We start from the raw sequence: 15,975 nt of genomic DNA on the forward strand, positions 1-15,975 counted from the left end.
CCGTCGATCTGCCGAGTTCGGCTGGCCATGACCCGCTCTCGTAATTGTTAAGGTTGTTGACAGGTTCACGAGGTGTGCCTACGTTCGCCAAGACACCCGATGTATCGATGATCCATCAGGTCTGGAGGACGACGATGACCTCGCAGCCGGGAAAGCGCTCGCCGGTTCCGATCAGAGCCGCGGTCGCCGCGCTCTGCGCCGGACTGGCCGCCGCGCTCTGCACGACCGTGCCCGCCCGGGCCGACCAGGACGCCGGCTCCCAGCCGCACGTCTGGGCGGTGGCGGGCCCCGAACGCGCCGCGGCGGCGCACGAACCACGCGCCAAGGTGTCGCTGGACGCCACTACCGGAACGCTGAGCCTGTCCGTCTCCCGTGCCGGCAGGACGGTCATCGAGCCGTCACCCGTGGGCATGGTCACCGAACAGGCCGACTTCTCCCACGACGTGCACTTCCTGCGGCGGGCGGACCGGCTGGTCAGCGAGCGGTACCGCACGAAGTCCGGCAAGCGGCTGGAACGCCGGGTCCTGATGAACGAGTCCCGTCTGTCCTTCGCCACCGCCACCGGCGCCCGCCTCGACCTCGTCGTCCGTGCCTCCGCCGACGGCGTCGCCTACCGCTACGTCCTGCCCGCCGGTCATGGCGACGTGCTCGGCGAGACCTCGGCCTTCCGCCTGCCGCCGGACGCGAGCGCCTGGCTGAGCACCTACCGCGTCGACAACGAGGGCCCGTTCGCCCAGTACACCGCTGCGAGCGCCCCCACCGGCGAGTACTCCGACCAGGCGCTCTTCGCGACCGACGGTGGCTACACCCTGCTCGCCGAATCCGACCTCACCGGCCGGTACTCCGGCGCCCGCCTCGCACACGACCAGGGCACCGGCACCTACCGCGTCAAGCTCGCCGACGATCGCGTCCACACCGACGGCCCCCTCACCACCCCCTGGCGGGCCATGGTCACCGGCGACCTCGCCACCGTCACCCGCTCCACCTTCACCGACGACCTGGCCCCCGCCTCCGAGGTCGCCAACTCCTCCTGGATCAGGCCCGGCACGGTCCTGTGGACCTGGCTCGCCGGCGGCAAGGAGGCAGGCCAGAGCCTGGCCGCCCAGAAGGCCTATGTCGACTACGCCGCCGAGCGCCACTGGCCCTACGAGGCCGTCGACGCCGGCTGGTACTTCAAGACCGACGCCTGGGACACCACCGACCCGAACTGGCAGACCGACAGCTGGATGCCCCAACTCGTCGACTACGCCCGGGCCAAGGGCGTCGGCATCGTCGTCTGGATCCACCAGCGCGACCTCGACACGCCCGAGGAACGCGCCCAGTGGCTGCCCACCCTGGAGCGCTGGGGCGTCAAGGGCGTCAAGATCGACTTCATGAACTCGGAGGCGCAGTCCATGCTCCAGTGGTACGACGCCATCCTCCCGGAGACCGCTGCCCACCACCTCATGGTCGACTTCCACGGCTCCACGATCCCCAAGGGCATCCAGCGCACCTGGCCGCAGGTCATGAGCCTGGAGAGCGTCGGCGGCGAGGAGAAGCGCACCAACACCGCCGCCCATCTCACCACCCTGCCCTTCACCCGCAATGTCATCGGCTCGATGGACTTCACCCCCGGCGCCTTCCAGCGCGTCGGTCTGCGCCCCAACTCGGACGCGGCCGAGGTCGGGCTCACCGTCGCGTACGAGTCGGGCCTGCAGATGTTCGCGGGCACCCCCGAGTCGTACGACGCCCGGCCGCTCGCCCGGGCCTACTTCGACCAGGTCCCGGCCGCCTGGGACGACACGCGGCTGCTCGCCGGACAACCGGGCCAGGAGGCCGTCCTCGCCCGACGCAGCGGCGACCGCTGGTTCCTGGGCGGGGTGTATGCCGGCGCCGCCCGCACGGCCGAGGTACCGCTCGCCGTCGGATCCGGACGGTGGCTGGTCGAGACGATCCGGGACGGCGCCGACGGCCTCGTCCAGGAGCGGCAGGTGCTGCGCGGCGGCGACACGCTCGCCGTCGACGTCGTGGCCAACGGCGGCTTCGCAGGAATCGCCTGCCGCTGGCACCCGGGCGTGACGACCTGCTATCGGTGAGTCCTGCGCACGGACCGGTGGTGATGCCGGCGGCGAGGGCGGTGGGAGCCACATCGGCCCACCGCCCCCGCTCCACAGAGACCCGCGGTCGGGTACGACCCGCGTCGGTTCAGCTGCGGCCGTTGCGGGCGTGGAGCATGCGGCGGACCGAGTCCGAGCGTTCGAGGAGCGTGTTGCGGACCACCGGGGCCGCCTTGTCGGCGGTGAGCCGGGCGGTTTCGATGTAGGCAGGATCGATGGCGTACGGCGGGAAGAGATGGTTCGTGAAGACCATCGCCGGGATCATGCCGCCCTGGTGCAGGTGGGGGACCGCGTCAAGGTAGTGCTGGGCGTAGGGGGCCAGCAGGGCGTCCTGCGCGGGGCGCCAGAAGGCCGCCGCCACCTGGCCGACCGCGTGGAGGGGAACGGCGCGGTCGACAGCGAGCCGCTGCCAGACCTCCGCCTTCGTGGCGGCATCGGGCAGAGCGGCTCGTACGGTGAGAGCGCGGACCCAGGCGTCCGGATCCGGGTCGCGTTCCAGCAGCAGGGTGGCCTCGGACGAGACGTCCCCTCCCAGTTCCGCCTCGCGGACCAGCGCACGCCAGTGCAAGTCCACGTCGTCGCCCGCCTGTTCACGCAGCCAGGCCAGGTCGTCCGCGGTCGTCGCGGTACGGGCCAGACCGCGCAGAGCGACCTGGCGGCGGCCGGGTTCCGCCGCGAGGTCCCGACACGCTCGGGCCACCGCCGCTGTCAGGTCGCCGCGCTCGCCCGGCGCAGCCCACAGCTCGGCGACGGTCGCGGCGAGGGTCAGACAGGGCTCGATCACGGCGTCGGACGTCTCGGCCGCAAGGACCGCGGTGATGCACTGCCCGGCCTCCGCAGCCGTGGCCTCACCGGTCGTCAGCATGTCCCACACGGTGGCAACGGCCACGCCCCGGGAGATGGCCGTGGGCAGGCGTGCCGCCGTACGGAAGAAGGCGTCCCTCGCCCTGGCGTCCGGGCGGATCGTGGCGAAGGTGAGGTCGTCGTCGTTGATGAGCAGGAGGTCGGCCGAGGGCGGAAGACCGGGGACGGCGGTACGTGGCTGCGTCACCTCGACCCGCACCAGCGCCGTACGCTTCAGCGCTCCGCCCTCTTCGCCGTCCGTGCTGTACGCGCCCACCGCGAGCACCTGCGGGCGGGGATTGCCGGCGGTGACGAGAGTGACGGTGTCGCCGGCACGCTCCAGTGAGAACCGGTCGGTGCCGGCCGTCGCGAGCCAGGCCGTGCGCCAGGCGTCCAGGTCGCGCCCGCTGGCCTCGGACAGTGCGTCGATGAGGTCCTGCAGCGTGGTGTTGCCCCAGGCGTGGCGGGCGAAGTAGCCGGCCATGCCCGCCCTGAACTGCTCCTCACCGACGTATGTCATGAGCTGCTGGAGGACGGAGGCGCCCTTGGGATAGGTGATGTTGTCGAAGATCGACGCGGCCTGGGCGACGTCGTGGATGGGCTGGTGGATGGGGTGGGAGACCGGGCCCTGGTCGGCCAGGTACGCCTTGAGCTTGTCGCCCACCAGGTGGCCGGCCCAGGCGTCGGTGTACCGCGTGGCACGCTCGGCGGCCCAGTGGCAGGCGAACTCGGCGAACGCCTCGTTCAGCCACAGGTCGTCCCACCAGCGCATGGTGACGATGTTGCCGAACCACATGTGCGCCATCTCGTGCAGCAGCACCTTGGCGAACAACTCCCGCTCGGCGGGCGTCGGATCGGCCCGTCGCAGGAACCCGTCCGACCAGGACACACAGCCGTAGTTCTCTCCATCGCCCCGCCGAACTCGGGCATGAACACCTGGTCGTACTTGCGCTGCGGGAACGGCATCGCGAAGACCTCGCCGAAGAAGGCGAGACCCTGCCGGGTGACGGTGAAGATCTCGTCGGCGTCGCGTTCGAGGACCTCGGCGAGGGAGCGACGGGCGAACAGCCCCAGGTCGTGGCCGTCGATCTCGCGACGGATCTCGTGGAGTGGGCCCGCGTTGATGACGGTGTTGTACACGGACAGCGGCGGCGTGTCCGGGAAGACCCAGCGGCGGGCCTGCGCCAGTTCCTCGACGCGCGCCCCGCCCGAGTTGCTGGTGACGGTCCAGGCGGCCGGGGCCGTGACGGTGAAGGCGTGCGGGGCCTTGAGATCGGGCTGGTCGAAGCACGCCCACACGAACCGGGCCTCGTCCGGTTCGAAGCTCATCCACACGTAGACCTCGCCGTCCGCGGGGTCGGTCGCCTTGTGCACGCCCTCACCCGTTGCCGTGTCGGCCTGGACGCTCTCCACGCGCAGCACATTGTGCTCGGCCAGGCCGGACAAGGGGATACGGCCGTCACCGGTGGCAGTGACCGCGATGCCGTTCAGCGTGGCGCTGCGTACCTGCGCCGCGCAGTCCACGAAAGTCTGCGCGCCCGGCTCGCGGCAGGTGAAGGTCACGGTGGAGACGCAGCGGACCTCGGGCCCTTTCGGCAGGGCCGTGAGGTCGATGTCCACCTCATACCGTTCGACGGTCAACAGCGCGGCCCGGCGCTCGGCTTCGATACGGGTCAGGCTCCGGATCCCCATGCATCCTCCCTCGGCAGACAACGGCCGCCAGCGTATGACGGAGTGCCGCGGCGAACGCAGCGGTTTTTGATCTCGAACGGGGGCGCGGGGCCTGGGAGTTGGCGCGGAGGCGGGCATACGCGCACATGGTGGGGCCCTGTTGGTCCGGCCCTGACGGCGTGCCCGCCTCCCACCGGACGCCTATGCTGCGGCGAGGCAACGGGAGGCAGGCATGCGTAAACCAGGCGTCCGGGCCCTGACCTGGGCTTGGGCGGCAATGCTGGCGTTTGTGACCATGGTGGCGTGCGGTCACCAGGACTCGGCGGCCCGAGCCCCCTCCGGAAGCGCCTCCCCGAACTCCTCGGACTCCTCGGACTCCCCGGACTCCTCGGACTCCGGGGTGTACGCCTTCCCACTGGAGAAGAGCGACCTTCCCTGGAGCGGCAGTCCGAGCCCGTACAACGCCCAGGTCAAACTCGATGACGGCCGCCGGGTGGCCATGCACTACCGCCGGGGCGAGGGGCTCGTCGAGCAGCACTACAGCCCCCGGGCGAAGGCCTGGACGAAACCGACGGTCATCCACCGCACCAGGACCGACGCATGCCAGGGCATCGAACTGCGGACCAGCGCAGGAACCGTCGCGGCGATCGCGGACTTCGGCGCCTACTGCTACGACGGCGAGCCCCCGACCGAGTCTCTCGCGGCCGTCGGCACCGGCAGCCTGACCACGTGGGACGTCGACATCAAAAAGGACTTCGACGGCTGGGAGCGGGTCTCCGTCTCCGACGACGGAAGTCGGGTCGTCTTCGGGCGGGACGTCACCCTCCGCTGGAACCGGGCCGACGGGTTCGAAACGGAGTAACCGACTGCCGGATTCATGACCTCAGCGGCAGACTGGAACGGGCGATGCCGGGAGGCCCGCACGGACCTCCCTCCCGGCTGGGACGCCGCGGCGAGGATCCCGACATGATGGGCACTGCTCCGGGCATATGGATCACGCAGTGCGATGATGACAGTCCGATCCAGTGGTGACCGGGAAGTGACATTGAACGCGACCGGAACGACGAGTGAGACGGAGCCCGACGGCTCCGGCCGAGGTGCGGCTGCGGCGCGAGCGCTGGCACGACTCGCCCTTCTCTGCGTTGCCGGAGCCGTCGCGGCGGTGGTGGCGGGCGCCGGCCAGTGGCTGATCCTTCTGCTCGGCCTGGCCGGACTCGCCGTGGCCGGCGCGGGCATCTGGTGGGCGCTGGCGCATCACGGAACCGCCCGGCTCCTCGGCGCGCTGCTCGCGATCGCCGCACCCGTCGGTGTCCTGGTGCTGTACGCGGCGTCGGGTCTGTGGGTGGTGGCCGTGACGGCGCTCGCGGCGTGGACGACCGCGCTGGCCTGCGCCAGGAGTGCACTGCGCAGACTGCGTACGCCGCAGCACATGCACTCCCACTCGGCCCGGCCGCCCCGCCGCGCCGTACTGATCATGAATCCGCGATCGGGGGGCGGAAAGGTCGGCCGGTACAGGCTGGTGGAGCGGGCCGAGGAACTGGGCGCCCGGGTGATCCTGCTCGATCTGGACACCCATCCCGACCCGGTGGCGCTGGCCCGGCAGGCCGTGGCCGAGGGCGCGGACCTGCTCGGCGTGGCCGGTGGCGACGGCACCCAGGCCCTGGTGGCGGAAGTGGCCGCAGAACACGGCCTGCCGTTCATGGTCGTGGCCGCCGGAACACGCAACCACTTCGCCATGGACCTCGGCCTCGACCGTGAAGACCCGTCGAGCAGTCTCGACGCCCTCACGGACGGCGTGGAACTCCGTGTCGACCTGGGCGACGTGGGAGGCCTGCCCTTCGTCAACACGGCTTCGTTCGGCGCGTACGCGGAGATAGTGCAGAGCCCCGAATACCGCGACGCCAAGGCGGCCACGGCGCTCGATCAACTGCCTGACCTGCTGGCGGGCGAGGCGGGAGCCCCCCTGAACGCACAGGCTGACGAGGAGCGTCTGGAGGCCCCGCAGACCCTGCTGGTGAGCAACAACCCCTACGCACGGGCCGATCCGCTCGGTGGCGGACGCAGACCACGGCTCGACACGGGCACGCTCGGCGTGATCGCGGTCCGGGTCGTCGGAGCGGCACAGGCAGCCGAACTGGCACTGCTCGGGGAGCGGGCCAGCGGCATCACCTCACTGACCGCCCGTCGCGTGGTGGTCGAGTCCGACGAGCAGCTCATTCCGGTGGCCGTCGACGGTGAGGCACTCACCCTGCCCGCGCCCGTCGTCTGCACGGTACGGCCGGGCGGCCTGCGGATGCGGGTCCCCAGACATCGTCCCGGCGCCCCGTACGTCGCACCGTCCGTCGACTGGCGGCGCATCGTCCGGCTCGCGTTCGCCCGAACTCCCGACCCGCGCGAGAAGAACCAGGAGCAGAGCGATGACTGACCGCCCGCCTCGGGAACAGCGGGAACTGCGGGGGCAGCAGGAGCCGCGGGGACAGCGGCTTCCGCGGGGCCTGTTGCGTGATCTCGCCGCCCTCGACCAAGCGCTCTACGAGTCCGTGACCGTCACCAGCACACCCGCGCTGGATTCCGCCCTGCGTCGGCTGTCCGCGGCGGCGGACCACTCCAAGATCTCGTTCGCGGTGGCAGGAGCCCTGGCGGTGTGCCCCGGCCGATCACGCCGCGCCGCCGCTCTCGGCCTCGCGGCGATCGGCGTCGCCTCGACGACGGCAAACCTGCTCGGCAAGCGTCTCGTCCGACGACGACGCCCGCACCGCGCCGAGGACTCGCCGTTCCCGGGCCGGCACGTTCCCATGCCGAAATCCGCCTCGTTCCCCTCGGGCCACACGGCCTCGGCAGTCGCCTTCGCCGCGGCCGTGGGCCCCGCGTTCCCGGCGGCCACAGTGCCGCTCGGCCTGCTGGCCTGCGCCGTGGGCTACTCCCGCGTTCACACCGGGGTGCACTACCCGGGCGACGTCATCGCCGGCGCCGTACTCGGAACCGGCGCTGCGGCCGCGGTCCTCGCGGCAGCCCGCTGGGACGGCCTGAGCGGCACGGCGTTTCGCCCCTCCGAGCTGCTGGCTCGATGACGATGCGGTGACGACTTCCACGTAGGGTCCGCCGGGCCCCACCTTCCCGAGCTCACCCACGGAGCGCTGAGCCGGCAGCTTCGGCTCGCGCCGATGTGCGACCACCCCGTGCCCAGCCTTGGGCAGGCAGCACTCCCGCAATGGCGGCTTCCCGACCTCCGGACGCCCCAGTTCCGAATTCCAAGGGGTCATGAAGATTCTGTGCGGGATGCCTGTTTAGGATCTGGAGCCTGTACGGAGAGGGAACACACGTGAGTGAAGCGGCAGGCCCCAGCTGTCCGGAGTGCGGCGAGCCCCGAGCAGCGGACGGCACTCCGGCCTGCTCCTGCGCGCGCCGCGCGTCCGACGCCCACCGCGAGACGAGGACGGCGGAGGCGGCGGACGCCGAGGACTTTGACCCGGTGCGCATACGGCCGTTCGTCGAAATCGATGTCAACTCCGGCCCAGTGGAGGACCTTTCGGCCGATACCAGGGCCGAGGAGACACAGTCGCCCAGTTCAGTGGGATCGGGCGCCGCACCCGCCGCGCCGGCCGACGAAGCCGACGAAGACATACCGATCCCCTCAACCTCCGACGAGCCGACGCCACAACCCCCCTCCGGCATCGTTCCGGACCGCCGGCGACGGCAGCGGGCGCTGATGGTCAGCGGCGCTGGAGCCGCCGTGGCCGTCCTGGTGACGGGCGGCATCATCGGGGGCCTGCTCTGGTACGACAGCCCCTCGCGCGACGACTCGGTGTCCGGCGGCGTCCGGGCGGGCCTGCCGCAAGAACGGCCCTCGGGCAACAATCCGTCGCCACAGGACCCTTCCCGTACGGCGGCCTCGCCGCAGTCGTCCGCCACGTCGACGCCCTCACCGAGCGCACCCCCGATCGGCGGCCAGGCGACACGGACCGGTGCCGACGGACCGAGCGGGAGTGCGCCCAGCGCCACGGCCACTGCCCCAGGCGCCCCCACGCCGAGCAAGCCGAGCCACCAGGCACCTGTCCTCCGCCTCGGCGACAAAGGACCGGAGGTCGTCGAACTCCAGTTGCGGCTGCGGCAGATCGGCCTCTACGACGGGGACGCCGACGGCGACTACGACCGCCCGCTCGAAGCCGCGGTCCGCGGCTACCAGCTCACCCGAGTCATCCTCCAGGACGAGTCGGGCGTCTACGGCGCGGCAACCCGAGCATCACTCGAATCCGAGACGAAGGAGCCGTGAGAAACGACCGACCAGGGGAGTTCGTTCGGCAGGGGCCGGCCGACTGAACGGGCGTCTCTCCGGCGAGCCGGGGCATCCGTAGAAGCACGGAGAAGATGAGCCCGCCTCATCCGCCCGCAGGGCCTACCGAGGGCAGCAGCAATACTCCCTGGCAGAACCGGCCAGTTGACTCAGCCGTGTGCCCGCCCGGAGCCGGTAGATTGTCCGGGGCGAAGGAGGAACACGCGTGCCTGAGCACACCATCGAGTTCGGCAAGTACGGTGCCCGCGGCATCAAGGGTCACGAAGCCGTGGCCCGTCAGCTCGACGCCCTCGCCCACTTCATCACCACGCCGATCACGGCACGCCGTGGGCTCACGGCCCGCCTGCACTACCTGACCCGTACGGACCATGCCCGCATCGCCGCCCGCGAGGCGGGTCTGACCGTCGCCGACCGCACCCTCAGGGCGTGGCTGGAAGGCAGTCGCAGCCCGTCGAGGAAGAACCTGGAGCGCATCGAGACCGCCTACCGGGCGGTGCGTCGGCACAATGTCGCCCGCTATCTGCTCACCCGCCTCAACCGTGAGGGCCGGGGGACCAGGGTCGAGTTCCACCCGCTCAACCAGTCCCAGGTCGACCGTCCCCGCCAGCGCGCAATGGAGTACCGCACGCTCAACGTGCGTCACTGGGACCGCATCGTGCAGGCCTGGGCCGACGAGGACGAGCAGGCCCTGGACGATGCCTGGGTGAACGACGTCGCTGTCGACCTCGGCTCGCAGTGGGGCCAGTACGAGTACGTCACGAACATCGGTTTCGCCGCATAGACCGCATGGGAGTCGCAGGAACACACCCACGGAACCGTGAAGGTGGCCGAACTGCCGACCTGCCGCGGTTGGGGGACCGCAGCCGTCGACGAAGGGTGATCAGGCGGACTGCTCGGGACTCTGCTCGTCCTTTGCGGCCGACTCGGCGTCGTCCGGGGTCGTGTAGAAGACGGACCTGCCCTGTTTGGTGCGCTGGGCGTGGTTCTTGGCCACCAGTCCTTCGAGTGTGGTGCGCACGACGGTGGCCTTGATGGCGCGCTCGGGGTGCTGCTCTGCGAGCGCGGTGGTGATCTCGGCGGCGGAACGTGGCTCGCTCTGGCTCGCCAGATGTTCGCCGACCAGGTCGACGAGCGTGGGGGCAGATCGTCCGGCCGTGGTCTTGGCGGCGCTCTTCTCGGCAGTTCGCTTCTTGGCGGGGGCCGTGGACCTCCTGGCCTTGGTCTGCTTGCCCTCGCCCGATGCGCGCGCAGCCTTCTTGCGGGGGGCAGGCACCGTCGCGACGGCTTCGGGGGCGGCGGGCTCCGCCGGGATGCCCAGTGCCTGCTGGATGTTCAGCAGAATGCTGTGGTCGTGCTGAAGGGAGGCCAACTGCTCCTGCAGCGCCTCGATTTCAGCGTCGAGGCGTTCCTGCTCCTTGAGGTTGCGTTCAAGGTCGCCGGTGACCTGCGCGCTGTACTGCGAAGTCAATCCGGTGATCCCGGTAGCGTTTTCGGACACGATGCTCACACCTCTTCCTGGATGCCGTGCTCGGTCGGCAACGAGCCCACGGCGTATGCGAAATCTAACGTGTGTGTGCTGTTCCGCATGCTGCCGTGCGAGAAGCAGACGTTGCTGCCGCACATCTATGTCGTAGTGATGCTACGGAACACATGTCTCCAGGCCCCGAGCAATCCGTATGTTGGGGCTTCTGGGAATTATGTGAACAGGCGACGAGGGCTGGATTCGAACCTGAGTCTCCCCGGGACAAAAGCCGACCCGGTCTCCATTCACCCGGCCCGCCGCGTCATCGCCCTTGGCCTTCGCGCTGCACACCCGCGTCATGACGCTGCGCGCTCTCGGGTGTGGGCTGTCGCGGGAGCCGCGTCACGAACGGTGCGACCGGGCGTGGGGCGGGACGAGCCACCCCTTCGAAGCGACTCGGGAAAGGGAACTTGCGCTCCAGGAAGTCATGGATCGCGGCCTGGGCCGCCTCCCTGGCCGCGGGGGAGGTGTCCACGTCGTTGAGGCAGAAGAAGTCGATGTCCTCCCCGGCCGCGAGACGAGCCAGGCGCCGACCCATGTCCGGCGTGCCCAACTGCACATAGCGGAAGCGGTAGTCGGCCGGGACGGCGCGCCCGGTCGCGATCGCCCAGTGGTGGTGGAGCGTGGACGCCGGAGCGACGTCGGAGGTGGAGCGGAAACGGGAATAGGCGGTCCGCTCCAGTTCCTCGATTCCGAGACTCTCCATCTCCCGCATGACAGACAGCAGTTGGGGATGCGGGGTGTGCAGCGACTTGTGCGTGACGTGTCTGCCGTGGAAGCGCCTGATCACCTCACGGGCGTTCTTGCCCGCGGAGTTCGGCGCCGGCTCCAGTGGGTGCGGGGCGCCGAGGCCGAGTTTCAGCGGGGACAGGGGGATACGGGCGATGCCGTTGCCGTGGAAGAAGTGCTCGGCCCGGACGGGGCGGTTGACGAAGACGTCGTCGTTCACATAGAGATAGCGCTCCGACAGCCCCGGTATGTGATGCAGTCGGCTCTCTATCGCGTGTGAGTTGAAGACGGGGAGCGCATCCGCCGGGAGTATGTCCTGGTGGTCGACCACCGTCAGGCCCGTCGCGTCACGGTTCAGCCATGCGGGGACCTGGGAGTCGGTCACGAGGTAGACGTGCCGGACGAACCCGGCGTACATCTCGAGCGAACGCAGCGCGTATCTCAGTTCGTCGTGGCTGGTGTAGCGGGAGGCGCCGGTCTCGCGTGGGGCGATGCCGTCGTCCAGGAGCGCGTGGTAGGCACGGCGCTTCGCCACCATCGTCGGCTCGTCCCCGTCGACCCATGTGAACACGACGTCGACGGGGAAGCGCACCTCGTCGATGCCCGGCTCGGAGAAGACCGCGAACGTCGGCACGCTGCGACGGCGGGTCGCCACCGAGGCCGGCTGTTGCGCCGCCACGGGGAGCACCTCCGACACGGGGTTGCGGCGCGGGGCGACGAGCGCAGGAGCGAACACGTCCTCCAGCCGGCTGCCGGGCACCGTCAGCCACGAGGGGTCCCGGTCCGGTGCCCCGCCCACGTCCCGACCGCGGCGCCAGAACTCGATGTCACACCCCGCCTCCAGGCCGCTGAGCACCTGCCCGGTGGGGCCGAGGCGCACCACACCGATACGCAGCACCGTCGCCCGTCCCAGCGCCCGCGGCAGCTTCCCGTCGGCCCACAGCACCGCGCCTGTCACGACCCCGTCCCGTCCGACGGCGCCGACGTACGCGGGGGTGCCGCCGAGGCGCTGCGCGGCCCGGGCGAGGACCGCAGCACGGTAGGCCTCCTCGACACCGAGCACCTGCCGGGACCCTCCGTGCCCGTGGTCGGCGGGGATGAGGAAGTAGGGGACGTCGTCCACTTCCAGCAGCGTGCACACCCGATCGAGGTCGGCTGCAGCGGCGTCCGCGACCGTGTAGTCGGCGACCACGGGACCGTACAGCCGTATCGGGCCACACATGACGCGGCGCAGCCCGGGGACGGCGGCCCGCAGGCGCCGCCTGGCCCGCGCCGTACGCAGCGTCCACAGGCGGGTCGACAGGATGAGCCGGAAGCGCCCCAGAAGGTCCCGGGCGGCCCGCGATCCCGCGGACGTCGCGAGGCGGTGGCGGAGGTCCATGCGCGCGGCCCCGTCAGTTCCGCTTCTCGAAGGGACTCGGGAACGGGAAGTAGTTCTCCAGGAACTCGCTCATCCCGACGCCGACCCGTTCCCGGTCCTCGGGCGGAACATCGACGTCGTTGAGGCAGAAGAAGTCGAAGCGGCGGCTGCGGCGCAGGTCGTCCAGGCGTGCTTCGGCGTCAGAGCGGCTGATGTTCACGTAGCGGAAGTTGAACCTGCCCGGCACGCCGCGGCCGGTCATCAGCGCGTACTGGTAGAGCAGCGGGGCCGTCATGGCGATGTCCTGCGGCGAGCGGAATCGGGACGCCGTCGTACGGCGGACGTCCTGCGGGAAGAGCTCCTCCAGCGCCTGCAACGTCCCGCGCTGCTGCGGCAGCGGGGTGTGCATGAAGTTGTTCGTGGTCATCCGCCCGAACCGCTCCCACAGCAGCCGTCTCACGTTCTTGCCGGCGGAGTTGGTGGCCGTCTCCTCGGCGTGCGGCTTGCCGACACCGATCTTCAGTGGGGACACCGGAATTCTCATGAGCCCACTGCCGTGGAAGAAGTGCTCGGCGGTGACCCGGCGACCGACGAACACGTCGTCGTTGAAGTACAGGTAGTGCTCCGACAGCCCCGGGATGTGGTGCAGCCGGGTCTCGATCGCGTGCGAGTTGAACACCGGCAGGACGCCCGGCGGGAAGATGTCGCGGTGGTCCACGACAGTGATCCCCGGGGCCTCGGCGTCGAGCCAGTGCGGCTTCTGGCCGTCGGTCACGAGATAGATGTGGCGGACGAAGTCGGCGTACATCGCCAACGAACGCAGCGAGTACCGCAGTTCGTCGTGGCTGGTGTAGCGGGAGGCGTTGGTCTCCTTGTCGAGGATCTCTGCGGTGCCCTGCTGCTGGTACCGGGCACGCTTGGCGCGCATCTCCGGCTCCTCGCCGTCCACCCAGGTGTAGACGACGTCGACGGGGAAGGTCACCTCGTTCACCGTCGGCATGGTGAAGGGGACGAAGGTCGGCAGCTCGCGGTCGCCGACCCGCACCACGGCAGGCTTCTGCTCGGACGCCGGAAGCACGTCCGTGATGCCGTTGTTCCGTGGCGCGACAAGGGACTCGGCGAAGATGTCCTCGGACGCCTGCGGCTGCACCCTGGCCAGCCGCCGCGGCCCGTCATCGGAGGCGAGCAGCTGCGCCCCGTCCTCCCAGAACTCGACATCACAGGCAAGCTCCGGGCCGGCGAGCAACTGGCCGGCGGGGCCGAGGTGGTTCTCCCCGATCCGCAGCGCGGAAGCCGCGCGCAACGGCGTGGGCAGCACACCGTCCATGAACAGTGCGGGGTGCTGGAGCCGCCCACCGGGCAGCGGCCTGCCGATGAACACCGCCTTCCCCGCGTTCCGAGCTTCGAGTGCGGTGAGGAAACGCTCCCGGTCGACGGCGTTCACACCGACCGTGTGACGCGTACGCGAGGCCGGCAGCAAAAAGTGGGGGATACCCTCCTGCTCCAACGCGGCCACGACCAGGCCGAGATTGGCGGCAGCGGCGTCAGCCGCGCTGAACCGGCTCACGACCCGCCCGTACAACTGCTGACCGCGCACCGACACCGGGCGCAGCAGAGGATCGGCGACCGCGGCCCTGCGCCGCCGCCGCATCGTACGCAGCTGCCACGCCCCCTCCGCGGCCTTCCGCTTCACGCGTGGTCGCATCCGCCGGGCAAAGGAACGCACGGTCACGTTCGCAGCTCCTCTTCATCAACCCTGCACGTACCTGCCTTAGCCAGACCGGCACTTGTGGCCAATGGTTGTAAGAGATGTCGCTGAAAGTTAACGTGCCGCACAGCCGGGGCATGGCTTGGCCTGCTATGCCCGAGTGCGCGTCGCGGTGTCGTCGCTACGCGGTCGCAGAGGCCCCGCGGGCCCGCCCTTGAGGCGCAGCGCGGCCGGACCTCCGGGATCGTGCCCGGCGACGGCGAACCTGGTGTGGCCCAGGGAGCGCATCACCGCGACCACGTCATCGGCGACGGCCCGCTTGGAGTACCCGGCGTGATCCGCGGTGGGCGCCGGGCCGCCGACCCGGCCGTATCCGCGCAGGTCAGCACAGACCACCTGGAAACCGCACGCGACGAGGAGCGGGGCGCCAGGCGGATCGACGTCGGTGAGGCATCGGTGTTCGCACTCACCTCCGGGTGGACATCGTCGCCGGTCGTGACGGCGCCATCACCCAGCGCACCGCGGACGTGACGGCGAATCCCAGCGGTCTGACGCACCACTCGTCGACGACCGGCAGCCTGGGCAGGCCGAGCTCCCGGGCGGCCCAAGTGGGCAGCAGGGAGACGGCGTTGGCGGCCAGGACCCCGTAGGGAAGCCGAGCGGCCAGCGGGACGGGCGGATTCAGAAGCAGAAAGCGAGCGGCCTCCCGCGCCTGTGCGGTGGCCCGGAGCTCCGGACGGTAGGCGGCGAGCAGCCGAGCGAGTTCCGCGCGGTCGCGCGGCGGATCGAGCACGCCCAACTCGCCGGCAATACGAGCGGTGTCGGCGATGTATCCGTCGCAGCCTTCCTCGGACAGAGGATTCGTCCCGTAGCGCTGGTGCGCCCGGAGGAAGCTGTCGATCTCGGCGGCGTGCACCCAGCCAAGCAGATGGGGATCGGCGGCGTGGTACTCGTCGCCGTCGACGGTGAGCCCGCGAATGCGTTCGTGCACCGACCGGACCTGCTCACACGCCTGCTCCGCGTGCGCGGCGGTGCCGAAGGTGGTCGTGGCCAGGAACGTGCTCGTACGGTGCAACCGACCCCAAGGATCTCCGCGATAACCGGAGTGCGCCGCAACGGCAGCCATGGCCACCGGGTGCAGGGACTGCAGCAGCAAGGCGGACAGCCCACCGATGAACATCGAGGCATCCGCGTGCACTCGCCGGACGGGGCGTTCAGGCCCGAACCAACGCGGACCAGGGGTGCCATGGATGAGGGCGCGATTGCGCCGGCCGTCCGGACCGGCGACGCGGGCGAAAATGCCACGGCTCAATTGCTCTCGCAGTCCGGACCCGCCGGATGGAATGAGTCTCACCACCGTGCGGCCCTCCTCCCGGTCGACTGCGGCGGGGCACGACACCGGCCGTCGCCCTCCAGTGTCCCGTGGCGGTCGGAGCAGGTGAACGGGCCAGTCGGCCTGATCAAGGACGAGCGGGCCCCGCCGGCTCTGCGCCTGCGGGGCCCGCTCACCTGTCGCCACACCTACCAGCGATACCAGCGGCCCTTACGACCGCCGTGCCCCGCGGGCCGGACCAGGAATCCCAGCAGCCACAGCACCAAAACGATGACCGCGATCCACCATAGCGCCTTGAGCGCGAAACCGGCACCGAAAAGAACCAGGGCGAGCAACAGAACCAGAAGCAAGGGAATCATTCTTTATGCACCTCCGCCGATTCAAGTGCCCCGGGTAAAGCGCCTCACGCACCGAATTCC

Annotated in this window: 12 protein-coding genes and 2 pseudogenes; 6 read left to right on the forward strand and 8 right to left on the reverse strand. The window is 70.3% G+C overall.

Going from position 1 to position 15,975, the window contains the following annotated elements; translation table 11 throughout:
• Window positions 1–134: 134 nt before the first annotated feature.
• Entirely contained in the window at window positions 135–2,075 is a 1,941-nt protein-coding gene (locus tag OG870_RS46365; protein ID WP_266588086.1) for a glycoside hydrolase family 97 protein, read from the forward strand.
• 109 nt (window positions 2,076–2,184) lie between these two features.
• On the opposite strand, the gene OG870_RS46370 is transcribed toward OG870_RS46365, so the two are convergent.
• Window positions 2,185–3,828, reverse strand: a complete 1,644-nt coding sequence (locus tag OG870_RS46370) for a M1 family aminopeptidase (protein ID WP_327692242.1) — start codon at window positions 3,826–3,828, stop codon at window positions 2,185–2,187.
• Between the two features lie 305 nt (window positions 3,829–4,133).
• Window positions 4,134–4,748 (reverse strand): annotated as a pseudogene (locus OG870_RS46375) (hypothetical protein); the annotation flags it as partial.
• A gap of 94 nt (window positions 4,749–4,842) precedes the next feature.
• Between OG870_RS46375 and OG870_RS46380 the strand changes: the two are divergent.
• From OG870_RS46380 to OG870_RS46400, 5 genes are all read left to right on the forward strand, one after another.
• Window positions 4,843–5,472: a hypothetical protein gene (locus tag OG870_RS46380; RefSeq protein WP_327692243.1), complete on the forward strand. Its 630-nt coding sequence runs from the start codon at window positions 4,843–4,845 to the stop codon at window positions 5,470–5,472.
• Window positions 5,473–5,655: 183 nt separating this feature from the next.
• Window positions 5,656–7,035: a diacylglycerol/lipid kinase family protein gene (locus tag OG870_RS46385; protein ID WP_266588659.1), complete on the forward strand. Its 1,380-nt coding sequence runs from the start codon at window positions 5,656–5,658 to the stop codon at window positions 7,033–7,035.
• Window positions 7,028–7,681: a phosphatase PAP2 family protein gene (locus tag OG870_RS46390; protein WP_266588090.1), complete on the forward strand. Its 654-nt coding sequence runs from the start codon at window positions 7,028–7,030 to the stop codon at window positions 7,679–7,681. Before OG870_RS46385 ends, OG870_RS46390 begins: the two co-directional genes overlap by 8 nt.
• A 251-nt stretch (window positions 7,682–7,932) precedes the next feature.
• On the forward strand, window positions 7,933–8,883 hold the full coding sequence (locus OG870_RS46395; RefSeq protein WP_327692244.1) for a peptidoglycan-binding domain-containing protein: 951 nt from the start codon (window positions 7,933–7,935) through the stop codon (window positions 8,881–8,883).
• A 226-nt stretch (window positions 8,884–9,109) separates the two neighbouring features.
• Window positions 9,110–9,685, forward strand: coding sequence for a transcriptional regulator (locus OG870_RS46400; protein ID WP_266588094.1), 576 nt, complete (start codon window positions 9,110–9,112; stop codon window positions 9,683–9,685).
• Window positions 9,686–9,784: 99 nt separating this feature from the next.
• Here OG870_RS46400 and OG870_RS46405 read toward each other — a convergent pair whose 3' ends face one another.
• From OG870_RS46405 to OG870_RS46430, 6 genes and pseudogenes are all read right to left on the reverse strand, one after another.
• Window positions 9,785–10,402, reverse strand: a complete 618-nt coding sequence (locus tag OG870_RS46405) for a BlaI/MecI/CopY family transcriptional regulator (protein ID WP_266588096.1) — start codon at window positions 10,400–10,402, stop codon at window positions 9,785–9,787.
• A 286-nt stretch (window positions 10,403–10,688) separates the two neighbouring features.
• Entirely contained in the window at window positions 10,689–12,536 is a 1,848-nt protein-coding gene (locus OG870_RS46410) for a stealth family protein (RefSeq protein ID WP_266588098.1), read from the reverse strand.
• Window positions 12,537–12,549: 13 nt separating this feature from the next.
• Window positions 12,550–14,247: a stealth family protein gene (locus tag OG870_RS46415; protein ID WP_266588100.1), complete on the reverse strand. Its 1,698-nt coding sequence runs from the start codon at window positions 14,245–14,247 to the stop codon at window positions 12,550–12,552.
• A gap of 126 nt (window positions 14,248–14,373) precedes the next feature.
• Window positions 14,374–14,637: pseudogene (locus OG870_RS46420) on the reverse strand (alpha/beta fold hydrolase); the annotation flags it as partial.
• Window positions 14,638–14,689: 52 nt separating this feature from the next.
• Window positions 14,690–15,577, reverse strand: a complete 888-nt coding sequence (locus OG870_RS46425; protein WP_327692245.1) for an oxygenase MpaB family protein — start codon at window positions 15,575–15,577, stop codon at window positions 14,690–14,692.
• A 167-nt stretch (window positions 15,578–15,744) separates the two neighbouring features.
• Entirely contained in the window at window positions 15,745–15,915 is a 171-nt protein-coding gene (locus OG870_RS46430) for a DUF5670 family protein (RefSeq protein WP_266588102.1), read from the reverse strand.
• Window positions 15,916–15,975: the final 60 nt, after the last annotated feature.

The sequence above is a fragment of the Streptomyces sp. NBC_00461 genome, from assembly GCF_036013935.1.
In the GTDB taxonomy this organism is placed as follows: domain Bacteria; phylum Actinomycetota; class Actinomycetes; order Streptomycetales; family Streptomycetaceae; genus Streptomyces.

What these genes read in the sequence shown, in the direction of transcription:
- OG870_RS46365 (WP_266588086.1), top strand. Translation starts at nt 135, where the DNA reads ATGACCTCGCAGCCGGGAAAGCGCTCGCCGGTTCCGATCAGAGCCGCG.
- OG870_RS46380 (WP_327692243.1), top strand. Translation starts at nt 4,843, where the DNA reads ATGCGTAAACCAGGCGTCCGGGCCCTGACCTGGGCTTGGGCGGCAATG.
- OG870_RS46430 (WP_266588102.1), bottom strand. Translation starts at nt 15,915, where the DNA reads ATGATTCCCTTGCTTCTGGTTCTGTTGCTCGCCCTGGTTCTTTTCGGT.
- OG870_RS46410 (WP_266588098.1), bottom strand. Translation starts at nt 12,536, where the DNA reads ATGGACCTCCGCCACCGCCTCGCGACGTCCGCGGGATCGCGGGCCGCC.
- OG870_RS46390 (WP_266588090.1), top strand. Translation starts at nt 7,028, where the DNA reads ATGACTGACCGCCCGCCTCGGGAACAGCGGGAACTGCGGGGGCAGCAG.